Genomic DNA, 14986 nt, shown 5'->3' with positions numbered 1-14986 from the left:
GCTTCGGACTCCTCCTCTAGCTTTGCGCAGGTGAGTGGCTCTTGGGGTGCCTGTGTCGGATTCAGGTGGACGTGGTGGAAATAACCGGGCTCAGGCCCTCCCTAAGGGAGGGCCAGGGAAGTGATCTTGCTGCGATGCAGCTCAGAACCGGTCGTCACGTTTCGCTTCAAGCCTGGGGAGCCATCCTGGGAGCCACGCCTACGCGGACTTGATCGTCTTGCTCCCGAAGATGACGTTCATGTGCTCGGCACCCTCGCGGATCTCGGGCTTGAGTTGGTGCCGGTAGACGGTCTCGGTGATGTGGGTGTCGCTGTGTCCGACGAGCAGACTGATCTTCTCGATCGGCACGTCGTGATCGCTGAGGATCGAGACGAACGTGTGCCGCAGCTCGCGGGGCGTCCACTCGTCGGCGTTGAGGCCCGCCGCCTTCAGTACTTTGCGGAACCACCATCGGACGAAACGGGCGGTGTAGGGCGTGCCGTCCTCCCGGCAGATCACAAGGTCGTGGTCCTGGTAGCTCTCGCCGGCCTTGAGCTTCTCTGCGGCCTGCCTGGCCTTGAGGGCCTTGAGAGCTTCCACGCCCATGTCCGACAGGCCGAGCCCACGACGGCTGAGCCGTGTTTTGGTCTCGTCGTTGTGGCGGTCGGCTCGCAGGACGTAGACCGTCCCGGTTTCGAGATCGACGGCCTCCCACTTGAGCTTGCGCAGTTCCTCCGTTCGGAGCCCGGTCGTGATCGCGAGGATCACGTACGCACCGAGCTTGTGTTCCGGCTTGGTCGCCTCCTTGAGAACGGCTTTGGCCTGCTTGAGCGTGAGCGACTTCGACTTGCGCCCCGCTTTGCCCGCCGGTGTGTCGACGAGTTCGGCGACGTTCCGGTCCACTTTGTCGTGACGCGCTGCCCGGCGGATCGAGCGCTTGAGGAGACTGTGAACGATGCTGAGGGACGATGAGGTCAGGTGATCCGTCCGTCCGTTCAGCCAGGTCTCGACGTCATCCGCCGTGAGTCTCTTGAGTTCGATCCGTCCGATCAGCGGAATGATCTGGTGATCGGCGAGGGACCGGTAGGTGTCCTTGGTCGAGGTGGACTTCGATGACCTGGCGAACGTGGTGAGGAAGTCGTTCACGGCCCTCGCCACCGTGTAGTTCCGTTCGGGCTTCACCCCCTTGTCCAGCTCTCCGAGTGCCTCGATGAGCTTGTCCTTGACGATGTCCTCGGTGCGGCCCTTGCGCTTGAGGCGCTTGCGCTTGCCGTTCGGATAGAAGCCGAGGGAGACGGCTCCGGTGTAGCCGTCTCCCTCGGGATAGATGGTCGCTTCGTACTTACCGATCAGGATCTTGGCCAAGGGATCCCTCCTCGTGTCGGTCGAGGTACTCCTTGATCGCTTTCCTGATGACCCACGACACGTCGCGCTCCTGCGACTCGGCGTACGCGGCCAGGCGCTCCTTGAACGCCTGATCGACGCGTACCGGGGGCAGGGTCGTTTTGTCGTTGGTCATGTGAGCGTGTCCTCTCGTTCGGTCTGGGTTGAGTCTGCCGAGTTGAGAGCGCGCTCGCGTCGATGGAGTTATCAAGAAGCGGTGCCTCGGGGCCTTCCCCGGCGGGGCGTGCCCCGAGGCTTGCTTGCGTAGAACAACGTAGCACGGTGTTCTACGCGCGTCAGTGCTTCTCCGTTTCGAGGGAGGCGACGAAGTCCGCGAGATGCTGGTCGGTGATCCGGCGCAGCTTGCCGATCTTGATGCTGTGGAGGCGTCCGGTCCGGATGAGTCCGTAGACCTTGTCGCGTCCGATCTGGAGGATCTCGGCGACCTGTTCGACGGTGTATGCCTGCACGCTCACCTCCTTGTCTCCCGAGGTGGTCTCGGGGGTCGCGTCGGGCGTAGCGATCATCTCCGTTCGTGACGGTGAGTGATTGTCTACGTCTTCGTCTACGGCTCGTCTATGCGCCATACGTGCAGGCGCGCGCGAGACGTAGACATAGACAAGTCACGGATTGTGGTCGGTCAACGCGCGCCACCGGCCTCGCGAGACCTGCGTGACGCGTCCGGTCTCGGCGTGTTCGCGAAGCCGTTGGTAGAGCCATGGACGGCTCATGCCGGTCGCCGTGATGAGGTGCGAGACGGGGATGCCGTCCTCGGGCGCGCCGTTCAGCATGGCCCACAGAACGGTCTCGGGACTGTCCTTGGCGGTCGGCTCCTTGGGGGTGGACGTGCGGAGCAGGATCCCCGCGCGGGCCTCCTCGATCGCCGTCCGGGAGATCTGGTCGAGGGACGGTCGGAGTTTGACGTGCCTCCGTGCGGCGTTGGCTACGGCCTCGTCGGTGAGGAGGTAGGCGCGGGCGCGTCGGGGCGTGTCGTGTTCGGGCGCGGACAGGAGGAACTTGCCGGGTGCGTTGAGGGTGTGGGCGTGCCATCCGGCGTTGAGCATCCCTTGGCCGAGGATGAGATCGACGTCCTTGCGCTCCCGGACGCGGAAGCTCACGCGGACGTCCATCTGAGACCGAACCGCACCCTTGCCCATGGCCTTCTGCGTGGGACGCTGGGTCGCGGCGACGATCGTCACGGCGACGGCCCGTCCTCGTCGAGCGGTGGAGTCGGTGTCGCCGGCGGTGTCGGGAGCGTCCTCAGCGAGTTCGGCGTACTCGTCGATGACGATCACCAGTGCGGGCATCTCGGGCGTGGGCTCCCATACTCGTCGTCCCTGGGAGGCGAGCCAATCCGCGCGAGCCTCAAGGACTGCGACGGCGTCGCTTAGGAGTACCCGGGCCTGTTCGGGCGTGGTGGCGAGGCGGTCGATGCAGGACGCCCACGGCTGGAGTTCCATGCCTCGCTTGAGGTCGATCGCCCAGATCACCACGTCCGGGCACGCGGTGAGGTTGCCCATCAGGACGTTAATGCCGCCGCTCTTGCCCGAGCCCGCCACACCCCCGATGAGCCCGTGACGCCGCAGCAGGAGGACGCGCGCGTTGGTGGCGTCCTCGAACGGCCCCAGGTCGATCGGTTCGGTGATGGAGGAGACGGACGGCCCGGGCCAAGGGATCGCGTCCGCGTGCGGATCGGTGTCCAGCACGCGCAGCTCGAACCTGTTGGCCCTGTCGTCCCGCGTTGGGTGAACCCGAACCGCACCGCGGAACGTCCCGAGCGCCGATTCGATCGCGGGCACCTTGGCGATGACGTCCTGGATCGTCTGACCACGGGCCAGAGCGAACCGGGCCCGCCACCCCCACACGTCCACCACGGCCGACTGCACACGAGAACCGCTCAAGCCGATCGCGTGCGAGATCTCAGGCCAAGCGGAGAGTTGCCGATCGACGCGCACCTTGGCGCGGCGACGCCGATGCACCCACCACGGAATCCCCAGCACGAACGTCCCACCGACGAGAATCTGTGGAAGCGGCACGTAGGTGACCCCGAGTGCAGTAGCAGCGGCGAACCATCCTCCGGCGCTCACGGCCACGCAAGCGGCGTAAAACCGCTCACTCGGCAGCGCGAGCCCAACCCGCGCACCGAATAGAGCCAATGCCGATCCGGCCGCCGTGGAGACACCGAGCAGGTACGGCCACCATTGCGGATTGGTGAGATGCAGGACCGTCCCACCGAGGGCGAGCATGACCGCGAAGTAGAGCGGCGCAAGCTCAGACCGATAGCGCCACAGCACACGCCCGATCAGGACAGCCGCAAGATCGGGCAACTGCTCGTCGCCGTTAATGACGATCATCGGTTGCAGGCCGTTGCGCCGCATCTTGCGCGCATGCCGCCGCATCTGATGGGACCTGGTCATCGACGTCCCCAGGTGTCCGGCGGGAGATGTCCTTGCGCACGCAGTTCATCGCGCACGTAGTACAGCGGGTCAGACTCGGCGTCCTGGTCGGCATTGAGAGTGGCCCGCGCAGCAGCGACCAGATTCGCCAGGTCACGCCGCGCCTTGGCCAATTCGATCACAAGCCGTTTGATCTCGGCAGTGAGAGCAGGAGTGTCGCTAAGAGCGGCGTTGATGCGGAGCCACAGGTCCGCGATCGTGGGCATGGCATCGGACAGGGCGGAGACGATTTCACGAGCGGCGAGGCTGCGGTTGCGTACCTCCTGGACGTTGATTCGGGTGGGCTGTGGGATGTCGGGCACTAGGCATCCCTCCCTTCGGTCGGGGGAGCGTCAGTGCGTGCTGAAGACGCGGACGAGACCGGTAACCATGCGGTCGATCTCCGGCGCGATGCTGGTCGCTGCCAGCAGGAACCCGAACAACAGGCACACCACCAGGTGCCAGGCCCGGAGCCCCATGTAGCGCCAGGCGACCCAAGCGACCGCGCCAAGGATCACGACCAACGGAACCGATACGTTCACCGTCGACTTCACCTCCTCTCCGTCAGGACCACAGATCGGGGTAGCGAGAGCCGAAGTTGCGGCGCTGCCACCGAGCCCGATTGCGGCACTTGCGGCAGCGCCGGTGACCAGCGTCGAGACGGGCTCCACAGGGACACGCGAAGCCGGTGATGAGCCGAGGCATCCTCACGCGCGTCACCGCCCCGCCCGAACCCGGGTCCCGTCCGACTGCGTGGTCAGCAGCCGACGAGAAGCAGTGCCGCTCCGCGTAGGCCCACTCCCACTACGCGAGATGCGGCGTTCCTCCGCATGGATACCGATGACGACCATCGCGAAGATTCCGCAGACGGCGCCGGCGAGGAAGACGGCGATGATCGAGGCCAGTACAAGGATCATGGGGTCACCTCTTTCGCAAGGGCCCGTGTCCGGCGGGGCGGCTCGGGCGGTCGGGATTGCCTTACGAGAAAGAGAGTGCGCCTGACCTGGGGGACGTGATCACTACCTGACTGGACCTGCTCAGGACGTCCTCATAGGGTTGTCCCCGTCCTAGACGTCCCCAGGACCCGGACGGGTGCATGCCGAACGAACGCCTACGTGCCACGCTGCTTCAGCACCGGATCACGGTGAACGCGCTCGCCGAAAAGATCGGCGTCGACCCCAAGACCGTCGAGCGCTGGATCACCAAGGACCGCACGCCCTACCGGCGCTATCGCGTAGCCGTGGCCGAAGAACTCGGCATCGAAGAGACCTACCTGTGGCCCGAAGCGCTCACCACAGAGCAAGTGTCCGAGGTTTCAGCCAGCGAACTCGTCACCCTCTACCCGTACCGCTCATCAGTGCCACGGGACATGTGGGGACGTCTCTTCGCGTCCGCAGAAACAGAGATCGGCGTCCTCGTCTACTCCGGACTTTTCCTCTCCGAAGACAACGAGACGCAACGCATCCTCGCCGACAAGGCCCGAGCTGGCGTCCGCGTGAGGATCCTCCTAGGCGATCCCGACAGCCCTCAGGTAGCCGAACGCGGCACAGACGAGGGCGTAGACGACGCCATGGCCGCGAAAATCCGCAACGCCCTCGTCCTCTACAAACCCCTCCGCAAAATCGAAGCTGTCGAGTTCCGCCTGCACCGCACGGTCCTCTACAACTCGATCTACCGTGCCGACGACCAGCTCCTCGTGAACACCCACATCTACGGTGTGACGGCTCCGCAAGCCCCCGTCTGGCACCTCCGCAAGCTAGCCGGCGGCAGCGTCGTCAACACTTACCTAGAAAGCTTCGAGCGCGTCTGGGACGGCGCCACACCACTACCAGGGGGTTGAGCATGGGCCGCAGGATCGACTACTACGACGACCCCAACGCCCCCGAGCCCAACAGCCTCGTCCCCTCGGTCAACGTCGTCGTCACCAACGACAAGGGCGAGATCCTCATGATCCGCCGCACCGACAACGACAACTGGGCCCTCCCCGGCGGCGCCATAGACCTAGGCGAATCCGTAGCCCAGGCCGCAGTCCGCGAGACCAAAGAAGAAACCGGCATCGACTGTGAGATCACCGGCCTAGTAGGCATCTACAGCGATCCCAAACACCTGATCCACTACACCAGCAACGACGAAGTCCGCCAAGAGTTCTCCATAGTCCTAACCGCCCGCTCTCTTGGCGGCGAGCCTCGCCCAAGCGAGGAATCACGGGATGTCCAATGGATTTCAGATTATAAGGTCAGAGATAGAAAAATGGATCGCTCGATGAAACTTCGTATCGGTCATTTTTTGGAAAGTCCGACACATCCCGTGATTATCTGAACAGTTGACGCACGAGAGAAATCATATGTCCAACAGAATTAGTGAAGGTCAAGAGTCCGGCTCGATTAGCTGAGAGAGTTCTGGCGAAAACCCAAGTTTCGTCCAGGCAGTGGCAGTTGTCAATGGGCTCTTTCGAGATCTCATTAGCTGCCGCAATGCGTTGATTACAGGTTCTGTTTGAACACTAGAAGCCTGGGCTATCTCGTGGAGGCGAAGAAGCGTCCGTTCGACTTCTGGCGAAAAACCCTTACTCAAAACCGCGCGAGTAAACACTCGGAGTGCGGCGTTATCGCTTGTGATCATCTCCCTCACTTGTCCTGTCATAGCCTCATCCCAATATGAGCCAGCTAGAAGCAATATCAAGCGCGCCTGCTTAATCTGCCTAGACTCGATAGAAACGTCAATACTCGCTAGTCTTTCAACGAACTGCGAATTGAGCATACGAAGCGGGCCAAAACTTGCCAAAATGGGTAGTAGGCCCTTGAGGTCAGGTGCGCTGAGCCATGCCTGTTGAAGGGCGTTGAAAGTCTTGGCGTTAGTGCGCATAGAGAGGCTAGAAAGTTCGTGACGTGCCTTGCGAACATCAGTCAGTAGACCAAGCCAGCGCCTGTCGATCGGAGCATTGGGAAAGAAAATGCGGAGACATTCCAGTCCCATAGGCCAGGACCAGTTGAAAACGATCTCCAAGAAATCTGAACTAGGCGGATCGAGAGACAATTCGGTAGACTTGTGATCAAGTATATTTTCCATAAGGAGAGGCAACAAGAGGTCACGACCGGGCCCGGGAGGCGCGGCGACAACGCCTTCGATAAGATCATCGTGTGGTACGGGAAAGACTTCACTGAGACCTCTGGGAGCTATTCTGCTTGGGCACCAGGGACGTCCAGACAACCCTGCATCGAGCACGTCGCCCTCTATAATATCGGCAAAAGCCAGTCCTCGCTCCAGCCAACCTTTCTGCCACAATGACCAATCTCTCGTGTCGCCTAGGAGACCAGTCTCAGCGGCATGTGCCAGTTCTTCCCAGCGGCCTGTATTGCCCGCCGCATATGTCGCTTCTGCCAGCGGCCACGGGACTAGGGAAGCCCACCAATAAATACCAGCTTCCCCTGTATCAGCCTCTGCCTGCCTGAGTGCATATGCAAGGGTCTCTTTATTTGGTGATAGTATGAAGTTGACATAGGCTTTGGTCGCGGCCCATCCGCGGCCCCTGCTCGGTATTGCACGCAACTCCTGAGGCAGTTCGTTAGGCGCCATAACTTGACGGATAGAAATCTGTGCAATCGCAGTCTCGCCGAAGAGCAAAGGCAGTGTGCTCCAGCCCTGAGTTCGAGGCTGAGCGTATCTTTGCTCGAGCAGAGCGTGCAGCGATTTGAGCCAGATAGGAATCTCGGGATAGTCCCACCGTATCTGTGTCCTGGGTGTGTGGAGGACGTAGCTAGCGCTGGCAGCGGCGAACAACCTTGCAGGATGGTCAGCCACGGCGTCACCAAGAAAGCTATTAAGTGGAACACATGCGCCGTTACCATCTTGTAGCAGAGCTTCGAAAAGTTTCTCATCGGTTTGCCGCGTAGCCAGCAATTCGGTCAACCGGTGGGCGAACTCGGCTCCTGCGTACACTGCCAGATTGGAAAGGCAGAGCCAGGCGTTCTTCGCGGAGACAAACTCGTCACTTTCAATCCTGCCAAGGATTTCTCCGAGGAACACGTCAGAGGTGTCGCTCTGCCAGACTTCGGCCAGTCGGGCGGGCCACTCGTCTGACGCATCGTCTAGCACACGCAGTGCGGTCCGGGTAAGCATGCGGTTCCACTTCGGCTGTCGCCGAGCTGATCCCTCTTCCAGGAGCTCCAAAGCCAGTTCGGAGCCAGCGAGGGTGAGTCGTGCTGTGAGATCATCAGGATGATCATTCAATTCACCGCAGACCGCGTGAAGGGTGTCACGTAGATACTGTCGATCAAAGAAGCACTTACCGGCAGCGAAGAGAAAAACATTGCGCCAGTTGGTATTGCCTGCGACGGCCTTCAACCTGTCCTGGGTCGTCTTGTCGTCAGCGGCCATTAGACCTTCGGCTGCCATGAACTCCTGGAGTGACCGGATTTCAAAGCCGACTTGCCCAAGTTCCAATCCGACAAGGAAGACTAGCCGGTGAGCCGCCGCCTCGATGATGGAATTTGTCAAGTTAGCGAGCTCTCCATCACGGTGCCCTTCATCCCTAAGGTGGTGTTCCACGACCTCTCTAAACTGCTCTACAGTTAGCCGTGCGTCTGTCCCGCCAGATCTCTCGCTCTCAACTTGGAGAAGCAGGCCTACTTGTCGGTGGACGGTGATGATGTTGGTCCTATGGCTTCGAAGGATGGCCGCTGCGGGGATATCTCGCTCAATTTCTCTCTGATAGATCAGCTTAAAGTACTCATCAAACAATGGCCAGCGTTCCTGTGGTGGCTGACCCATTCGATCCAGCAGGAGCGTGAGAATGGTCACCTGCAGTGGACTTCGCATCAGCCGTGCCGTTGCGCTGTTGGCGGCAGCCCGGTGTATCCGGCCTTGAACCTTTGCGACGCGATCGGTATCCCCACTAAACCTGACCGCAGCGAGTTTCTCGCCGTACTCGATCGCTTGGGCAGGTGAAAGCGGGACCATCCAACGATGTGAGTAGAATTTTGGAGAGAAGTCCTCGTTATAACCCTGCGGCCGGCTCGTCGCAATGACTAGGGCATCGATACCTGAATCCGTGATTCTTGAGGTGGCGATGTCCGCCCAAAAGTCTTTGACCGCACTGAGCACTTGGCTGCGATTCGTTGAAGCGGGCACTTCGTCCAAACCGTCAAGGATGATGATACATGGGTACGCTGTCAGCAGCGCCTGGAATTGCGAGATCATAAGGTCAGAGTTTGTCTTAGCGTTGAAGACGGCCGTCAAGTACGCCATAAGACCGTGTGTCTGTCCATCAGCGAGACTTCTGGCGAATTCGCTGAGTACCACCCGGAAGGGGACTCGGCGGGCCCCTGGGCGTGCGAGCTGACCGTCGCGCCATTGCCTCTGGATAGAACGCACGATAGTTAGTGCTTCGGGGGCAACTGCGGTTGGGGAAACATCCGATAGTAGTGCGGCCCGAAACACTTGACAGATATATTGGCCAACTGTGGTCTTTCCCTGACCGGGCCCCCCAATCAATACATGACGCCCAATCGCTTTGGCGGGGAGGTCGCTGGACAGTTGACGGTCATCCTCGCCACAGTGGAGAGACGCATCACGAATAACTAGGTCTACAAAATAGGTTGGCTTTTCTCGGCCACTCATCACATCTGGAGGCTCGTTGTGTGGTTTGGGTGCCACGGGCACGTCAACAAAGACCTGAGAAAGCGGTATCGCCTCGTCCGCTGAGTGGCCAGCTTGCTCCAATTTGGCGAACTGGTCTACGAGCAATTCTTTCTGTAGGAAATTGACGATTAGCCGATGGAAGTCTGGCCGCTGTGACTTCAACATCTCTGCCAGATCGGCCAGTACATCGCCTGGTGTTATCCAAGCCATATAAGAACGACGCACGTCTTCGTTGTTATCAAGAAGAATTCTGAGCTTGTCGTAATCCCAAACATCGACTCCCTTGAGTTTGTGCACCTTTTTAAAATGCCGCAGCATGGCCAGTACTTTGTCTTTGCTGCCGCTGCCTGCCACTGACGTCAAGGTCACGTTTGTTGCCAAAATATAGTAATCGATCCTCCGCTCGGAAGCTCGGTTCTTGTATTTGGCCAATTCGTCACTTAGTTGCTCAAGAATCCAGCTGCCATCCTTGGTTGAATTCGTTGGCCTTTGAAGGAATTTTGCCTGTATTACGCCGTATCCGTTCCACCGTTCGGAATCGCTGCCATAATTGGTTGCACCCTCAAAGGTCGCTTCCCTGCCGCCATCGGGTCCGTCTCCGAAGGGCGTTGATGTTTTTGTTATTGCCTTGAGGCAGAGTGCCTGGACAAAGTGTTCGAAAGTTCGAGAACCCAGTCCGTCGAAGCGGTAGTCCGTCATGGCTACGGAGCATATCCGTTAAATCTAGCTTGGGGACCTGTAGTGGGGCGTCATTGGCCAGATCCGGTCGTTGTTGACTATCCTTGAGATAGTGCACCCGTGATGTTCGCGTCGGATCTTGCAAAGCTGCTTACTTGTACAAGTTGTACGGTGCCGGGCGAGGGTGGCTTAGCTCTGGCTTCTTGCATGCCGCCAATCAGCAACCGCGGCTTTGGGGTGAGGCTCGCCGCTTTCACCGCTCGAGCTTGTGGACGGACGTTAGCTTGCTACTCACGGAGGCTGCAGTCGATGAGCACTGTGGAGCCTTGCTCGTGGGCGCCCTTCAGCAACTCATTGTGTGTCCGGCGGACCGTGTCGATCATGTGAGGCCAGCACTTGGCGATGTATCGGGCAACTGGATCATTGGCATCGTAGCGGGAGAGGATTTCTGTAAGTCGATCCTCCACGGAGAGCTGTTCCCCACTCGGGCCGGCGGTCATGTCGCAGTAAACTAGTTGATCACTCAGTTCGGGGGGTTCCTCGCCGAACTCGCTGATCAGGCTCTCGGCTAGGCCTCGTTCGCGCGCTTCGGCTAGGGCACAGGTGTGGTGGGCTACCAGGCGGCATAGGTGGTTGTCGGCCTGGTGGGTGTCGCGTAGGTAGCGGGCGCCGTCTAGGGGGTGGAAGCCCGTCGTGGCGAGGTCGGGGGCGTAGCCGATGTCGTGTAGCCAGGCGGCGGCTTCTAGGAGGTCGGCTTGGTGGCCGAGGATTGGGGCAAGGGTGCGGGCCTGGCGGGCCACGCCTTGAGTGTGGGCCCAGCGGCGGGGGAGTGGGGTTTCGAGTTGCTGGCGGGCGATCTCGCGGGCCCATGCGGCTGTGTTCTTCATGGTTCGACGGTATGAGCGCTTCGCGTGACGTTCACGGACGCCGAGGGACCAGATAGGGACGTCTCAGGGGGATGAACCGTCCCTTGTCGTGAGCGCAGGCGATGCGGCTCGTTGCTCCTTTCCGTGCTCGGCTTGGTGGTGGTGCGATCGAAAGGGGGAGCCCCCGACTTGGAGTGTCGCTCCACTGGTCGGGGGCTCCCGGGTGTCCCGCTCCTGCTTCCCACGGGCGTAGTGGTGTGGGTGGCGGGGTGCCCTCTCTTGGAGGGGCTTCTGTGGGGCTTGTGGTGACGAGGTCTCTTGGGGAGGTGGTCACCGGTAGGCCGCTTGGTCCGTTGTGCCCCCTGCTCTGAAGTTTGGGAACATCCGGATCTTCAACGTGGCGTCGATGTGCTTGGCTGCCTGTTCGACGTCGTTGCATGGGTGGGCGTCGTCCGAGACGCAGTAGTGCCAGCGCCTTGCCTGCTTGAGTGCGGTCACGAAGACTCCCACTGCTTCGGCGTCTTTGGCGTACAGGAACAAGACGGGCGGGGAGAGGGTGTAGATCGTTTCGAAACGCCAACCTCTTCGCGCCATCGCTCTCGCCAAGACGTCCAGGCGCTGGGTCGCTTGTCCGTGCGACCACGACTCGCGCCACCAGGACAGGTGCAGGGGGCTGAACATGCTGGCTAGGAGATGTGGGCCCATGTGGTTCTCACTCCAGGACCACGAAAGCGTAGAGGATTCGTCGGGCTGGTCCTCGGCGGCGCTTGGCGTGGCGGCCGCGAGGGGTTGAAGGCGCGGCGGGTTGGGATCGGTCTTTCAGGTGGGGTGCGGGGACGGAGAATGACCATGCCGTGATGCCGGGCTGGGGGAAGGTCTGCATTCTGGGTGCTGAAGTGGCCAGGGGGTGGGGGTCGCGGCGGTGCCGGCTGGTGGGACGGGGCATCAGTGGTCCGCCTCCTCGCGTAGGGACAGGGCGCCCTTGATGTGCGTCAGGGCGTCGGTGACGCGGTCGGCCTCTGCGATGGGGCGACCTGCTGAGTCGAAGAACCACCATTCGTCGGCGTCGAGGGCGTGTCGGCGACAGGTGATGGTGTCCGAGAGCACGGGATTGTCGGGGCAGCAGCCGGGTGCCTCGGGGTTGCGAACGGTGACGCCCTTGGCCGTGAGATCCGCGGTGAAGCGGTGTGCTTTGAGGTGCGCGGTCAGGGCTGCCAGGCGTGATTGTGGGTAGTTGGTGGGGCTTGGCTGGTCGGGCTTTTCGTCGGACGTTCTGGGGCGGTCGAAGGACATGCGGCCTCCTTGACGAGGTGGGGACTTGGCGGGGGCGGAGCCCCTCGCGACGTGCCTCTGAGCCTCGTGTTCGGGCCGGGACCTCTCTATTGGCAACTAGGGACGTCTTGGGACGTCTCCTGTTAGGGTCGAGGCTGTCCTGCACTTCCGGGAGGTCTCGTGAACGACTTGTTGCGGCGCGCGCTCGCGGACGCTCAGATCACCGAGGCCGACATAGCCAAGCGACTGGACGTTGATCCCAAGACCGTTCAACGGTGGGTTGCTGGGCGTATCCCTTATCCCCGCCACCGTGAGGGTGTGGCCGAGGTTCTCGGGCTTGAGGTGGCTGACCTTTGGCCCCATCTGGCTGCGCCGTTGCCTATGCCTGAGCTTCCTGGCGCTCAGGTTCTCGCCAAGTATCCGCACCGGTGGGCGGTTCCTCGTCCGGCTTGGCAACATCTGTTTCAGAGCGCCCGGCGCGGCATCGGCATCCTGGTCTACGCCGGACTCTTTCTGGCGGAAGACAGCGGGATCACGAGCAGCCTTGCCGGGAAGGCGCGCGAGGGCGTCAAGGTCCGGATCCTGCTTGGTGATCCGGATGGCAGTCATGTTCTTGAGCGGGGCGCGGATGAGGGTGTGGGTGACTCGCTGGCAGCCAAGATCCGGAACGCGCTTGTGCTCTACCGGCCTCTTCTTGGAGTGGAGGGCGTTGAGCTTCGGCTTCACGACACGGTGCTCTACAACTCCATCTACCTGGCGGATGATGACCTGTTGGTCAATCCTCATGCTTATGGGATCCCTGCGTCGCAAGCGCCTGTGCTTCATCTCCGCGTAGCCGAGGACGGTGACATGGCCAGCACATACGCGGCCAGCTTTGAGCGGGTGTGGGCCGGGGCTAGGGCTCTGAGTCGTGACACGTGAAACCCCCGCCGATCGCGATGGATCGACGGGGGTTCTTGTGTTCCGGAGTGGTTCAGGTCTGCATGGTGGTGGAGATTATCTGCCTGACTTTGCGGCGGTCGATGCCGTGCTTCTCGGCTAGGAACCTTTGGGAGAGCGGCTTGCCTGGGCCGTCCAGGCTCGCGGTGTAGTCGGCTAGGACGGCCTGTTCCACTGTGGTGCCTGGGTGGTCTTGCTCCATCGACGCGGTGGGCTGTGGCGTTGGGCTTCGGGTGAGCATCATGAGTAGTTCGAATGAGCCGACTAGGGCGAGGGCAGGCCAAGCGCTGACTAGGGCGCCTATGGGGCCGTGGTTCAGGCCGTGCGCCACGTTGGCACCGATGGTGGCGACGATGCCCACGCCGAGGCTCCACTTGGCCAGGAGTGGTACGCGGTGGTTCCGGCGGCTTGCGTCGAGGATGACCATGGACGCTGCCCAGATGAGGCCGTCCACGGTGAACGGGACCAGGCGCGCCGTGATACCTGACTCGCCGTGGGTGCGTACCAGCTCGTACGCGTGGCGGTAGGAGATCACGGCGGCGACCGTGGCGACGATGCCCACGGCTAGTGCTGTTGTGATGCGGGTTAGGCGATCAGGCACCGGTCAGCTCCCGTCGCCATGTGATGACTAGGGGATCGGTTTCGTTGTGACCTGTGGCCAGGCGCGCGGCCATTGACAGTGCGGTGATCGCTTGGTGGCGGGTGAGGGGGTGGGGCCAGTTGGTTGCTTGCCAGGCTCCATCGACGCGGGTTGCTGTGGCGATCACGGTTCCGTCGACCGTGGCGGTCATGGACCTCTCGGTGATCTGGATGGCCATGGGGTGGCCTCCCTCCTGCTGGAGGGAGGGGAGCCAACGGGAGCCAGTCTTGGGAGCCAGACCAAGTCGACCTAGGTCGATGTGGTCCGACTCCATCGGACTCGCCGTTGGGTCCCCTCCCTGGGTTTTTGCAGGTGAGCGGCTTCCAGGACGGCTTTGCCGGACTGGGGCGGACGTGGTGGAGATAAACCGGGCTGAGGGGGTCCCTAAGGGAGGCTTAAGAGGGTTCTTTTTGGGGGTGGGGGCGGCTTAGGTTCGGGGCGTCACATCGGAAGACGGCGGAGGTGTATAGGCGGAGAGCAGAGCGAACGTCGGCTGAGGTTCCGACTGAGGTTCCTGATTGAGACAGGCGACTGGTCCGTACGGCCTGAACCCCGCTCGGGGGCCGTGCGGGCCAGAAGCGTTTCAGGGGCGGGGGAGGGCGCCGTTGAGGAGGAGGCGGACGGCGTCGGCGGTGCCGGTGGCGGAGGTGTCGCCGGTGGCCAGGCGGCGGACGGCCAGGCCGAAGAGGAGGGCGACGGCCGCGGGCGCGTGGCGGTCGGGGTCGGGGATGTCCAGGGCCGTCAGGACGGCGGTGGCGAGGCGGTCGTAGGCGTCGATGGCGCTGACCGAGGCGTCGCGGACGGCGGGGTCGCGGGCCGCGTGCAGGTGGAGTTCGAGGTTGGCGATCTGCTCGGGGCCGTAGGCGAAGTCGATGATGGCCTTCTCGACCTCGTCGGCGGCCTGCTCGGGGGTCAGGCCCGAGGTGCGGAGACGGGTGACGCGGTCGGTGATGCGGGCGATCTCGGTGTCGACGAAGCCGCGCAGCGCTTCGCGGAGCAGGTCGGGCTGGCTCGGGAAGTGGTAGGTGAGCGAGCCCAGGGAGACGCCGGCTTCTTTGGCGACGGCGCGGTTGGTGACGGCGCCCAGGCCCTGTTCGCCGATCAGGCGCAGGGTGGCCCGCAGGATCCGGTCGCGTGCGCTCATCCCTCCAGTC

The 14986-nt window shown here is 62.0% G+C and carries 16 protein-coding genes; 3 read left to right on the top strand and 13 right to left on the bottom strand.

Annotation, left to right across the window (positions count from 1 at the left end):
• Window positions 1-198: 198 nt before the first annotated feature.
• The 6 genes from ACQPY4_RS30165 to ACQPY4_RS30140 form a co-directional block, all read right to left on the bottom strand.
• Complete coding sequence (locus ACQPY4_RS30165; RefSeq protein WP_433326550.1) at window positions 199-1344, bottom strand: tyrosine-type recombinase/integrase; 1146 nt, start codon at window positions 1342-1344, stop codon at window positions 199-201.
• Window positions 1322-1498 carry a CopG family ribbon-helix-helix protein gene (locus ACQPY4_RS30160; RefSeq protein WP_433326548.1) on the bottom strand — a complete coding sequence of 59 codons (177 nt, stop codon included), beginning with the start codon at window positions 1496-1498 and terminating at the stop codon, window positions 1322-1324. Before ACQPY4_RS30160 ends, ACQPY4_RS30165 begins: the two co-directional genes overlap by 23 nt.
• 160 nt (window positions 1499-1658) lie before the next feature.
• A complete protein-coding gene (locus ACQPY4_RS30155) occupies window positions 1659-1889 on the bottom strand; it encodes a helix-turn-helix domain-containing protein (RefSeq protein WP_433326546.1) in 231 nt (76 codons plus the stop codon).
• Between the two features lie 96 nt (window positions 1890-1985).
• The gene (locus tag ACQPY4_RS30150) at window positions 1986-3779 is read right to left on the bottom strand and encodes an FtsK/SpoIIIE domain-containing protein (protein ID WP_433326544.1); all 1794 of its coding nucleotides are present in this window, start codon (window positions 3777-3779) and stop codon (window positions 1986-1988) included.
• Entirely contained in the window at window positions 3776-4120 is a 345-nt protein-coding gene (locus ACQPY4_RS30145) for a hypothetical protein (protein WP_433326542.1), read from the bottom strand. The genes ACQPY4_RS30150 and ACQPY4_RS30145 overlap by 4 nt, the downstream gene beginning before the upstream one ends.
• A gap of 30 nt (window positions 4121-4150) precedes the next feature.
• Window positions 4151-4339, bottom strand: coding sequence for a hypothetical protein (locus ACQPY4_RS30140; protein WP_433326540.1), 189 nt, complete (start codon window positions 4337-4339; stop codon window positions 4151-4153).
• A 554-nt stretch (window positions 4340-4893) separates the two neighbouring features.
• Here ACQPY4_RS30140 and ACQPY4_RS30135 point away from each other — a divergent pair.
• Both ACQPY4_RS30135 and ACQPY4_RS30130 read left to right on the top strand, forming a co-directional pair.
• On the top strand, window positions 4894-5637 hold the full coding sequence (locus ACQPY4_RS30135) for a helix-turn-helix domain-containing protein (protein WP_433326538.1): 744 nt from the start codon (window positions 4894-4896) through the stop codon (window positions 5635-5637).
• Window positions 5638-5639: 2 nt separating this feature from the next.
• Window positions 5640-6116: an NUDIX domain-containing protein gene (locus ACQPY4_RS30130; RefSeq protein WP_433326536.1), complete on the top strand. Its 477-nt coding sequence runs from the start codon at window positions 5640-5642 to the stop codon at window positions 6114-6116.
• Window positions 6117-6164: 48 nt separating this feature from the next.
• Here ACQPY4_RS30130 and ACQPY4_RS30125 read toward each other — a convergent pair whose 3' ends face one another.
• From ACQPY4_RS30125 to ACQPY4_RS30110, 4 genes are all read right to left on the bottom strand, one after another.
• Window positions 6165-10136 (bottom strand): NACHT domain-containing protein, encoded by a 3972-nt coding sequence (locus ACQPY4_RS30125; protein WP_433326534.1) that lies wholly within the window; start codon window positions 10134-10136, stop codon window positions 6165-6167.
• A 266-nt stretch (window positions 10137-10402) separates the two neighbouring features.
• Window positions 10403-11002, bottom strand: coding sequence for an HD domain-containing protein (locus ACQPY4_RS30120; RefSeq protein WP_433326532.1), 600 nt, complete (start codon window positions 11000-11002; stop codon window positions 10403-10405).
• 309 nt (window positions 11003-11311) lie between these two features.
• Window positions 11312-11662, bottom strand: coding sequence for a hypothetical protein (locus ACQPY4_RS30115; protein WP_433326530.1), 351 nt, complete (start codon window positions 11660-11662; stop codon window positions 11312-11314).
• Window positions 11663-11926: 264 nt separating this feature from the next.
• The gene (locus ACQPY4_RS30110; RefSeq protein ID WP_433326528.1) at window positions 11927-12274 is read right to left on the bottom strand and encodes a hypothetical protein; all 348 of its coding nucleotides are present in this window, start codon (window positions 12272-12274) and stop codon (window positions 11927-11929) included.
• A gap of 159 nt (window positions 12275-12433) precedes the next feature.
• On the opposite strand from ACQPY4_RS30110, the gene ACQPY4_RS30105 reads away from it, so the two are divergent.
• Window positions 12434-13174 (top strand): helix-turn-helix domain-containing protein, encoded by a 741-nt coding sequence (locus ACQPY4_RS30105; RefSeq protein ID WP_433326526.1) that lies wholly within the window; start codon window positions 12434-12436, stop codon window positions 13172-13174.
• A 52-nt stretch (window positions 13175-13226) separates the two neighbouring features.
• Here the strand turns inward: ACQPY4_RS30105 and ACQPY4_RS30100 are convergent, their stop codons facing one another.
• The 3 genes from ACQPY4_RS30100 to ACQPY4_RS30090 form a co-directional block, all read right to left on the bottom strand.
• Window positions 13227-13793: a DUF2637 domain-containing protein gene (locus ACQPY4_RS30100; RefSeq protein ID WP_433326524.1), complete on the bottom strand. Its 567-nt coding sequence runs from the start codon at window positions 13791-13793 to the stop codon at window positions 13227-13229.
• Window positions 13786-14010 (bottom strand): hypothetical protein, encoded by a 225-nt coding sequence (locus ACQPY4_RS30095; RefSeq protein WP_433326522.1) that lies wholly within the window; start codon window positions 14008-14010, stop codon window positions 13786-13788. The genes ACQPY4_RS30100 and ACQPY4_RS30095 overlap by 8 nt, the downstream gene beginning before the upstream one ends.
• A 405-nt stretch (window positions 14011-14415) precedes the next feature.
• The gene (locus tag ACQPY4_RS30090; protein ID WP_433326520.1) at window positions 14416-14976 is read right to left on the bottom strand and encodes a TetR/AcrR family transcriptional regulator; all 561 of its coding nucleotides are present in this window, start codon (window positions 14974-14976) and stop codon (window positions 14416-14418) included.
• Window positions 14977-14986 lie beyond the last annotated feature (10 nt).

The organism is Spirillospora sp. CA-294931 (assembly GCF_050946795.1).
Lineage (GTDB): Bacteria > Actinomycetota > Actinomycetes > Streptosporangiales > Streptosporangiaceae > Spirillospora.
Note: the sequence above shows the minus strand (reverse complement) of the source record. Positions and strands in the feature narration are given on the sequence as shown.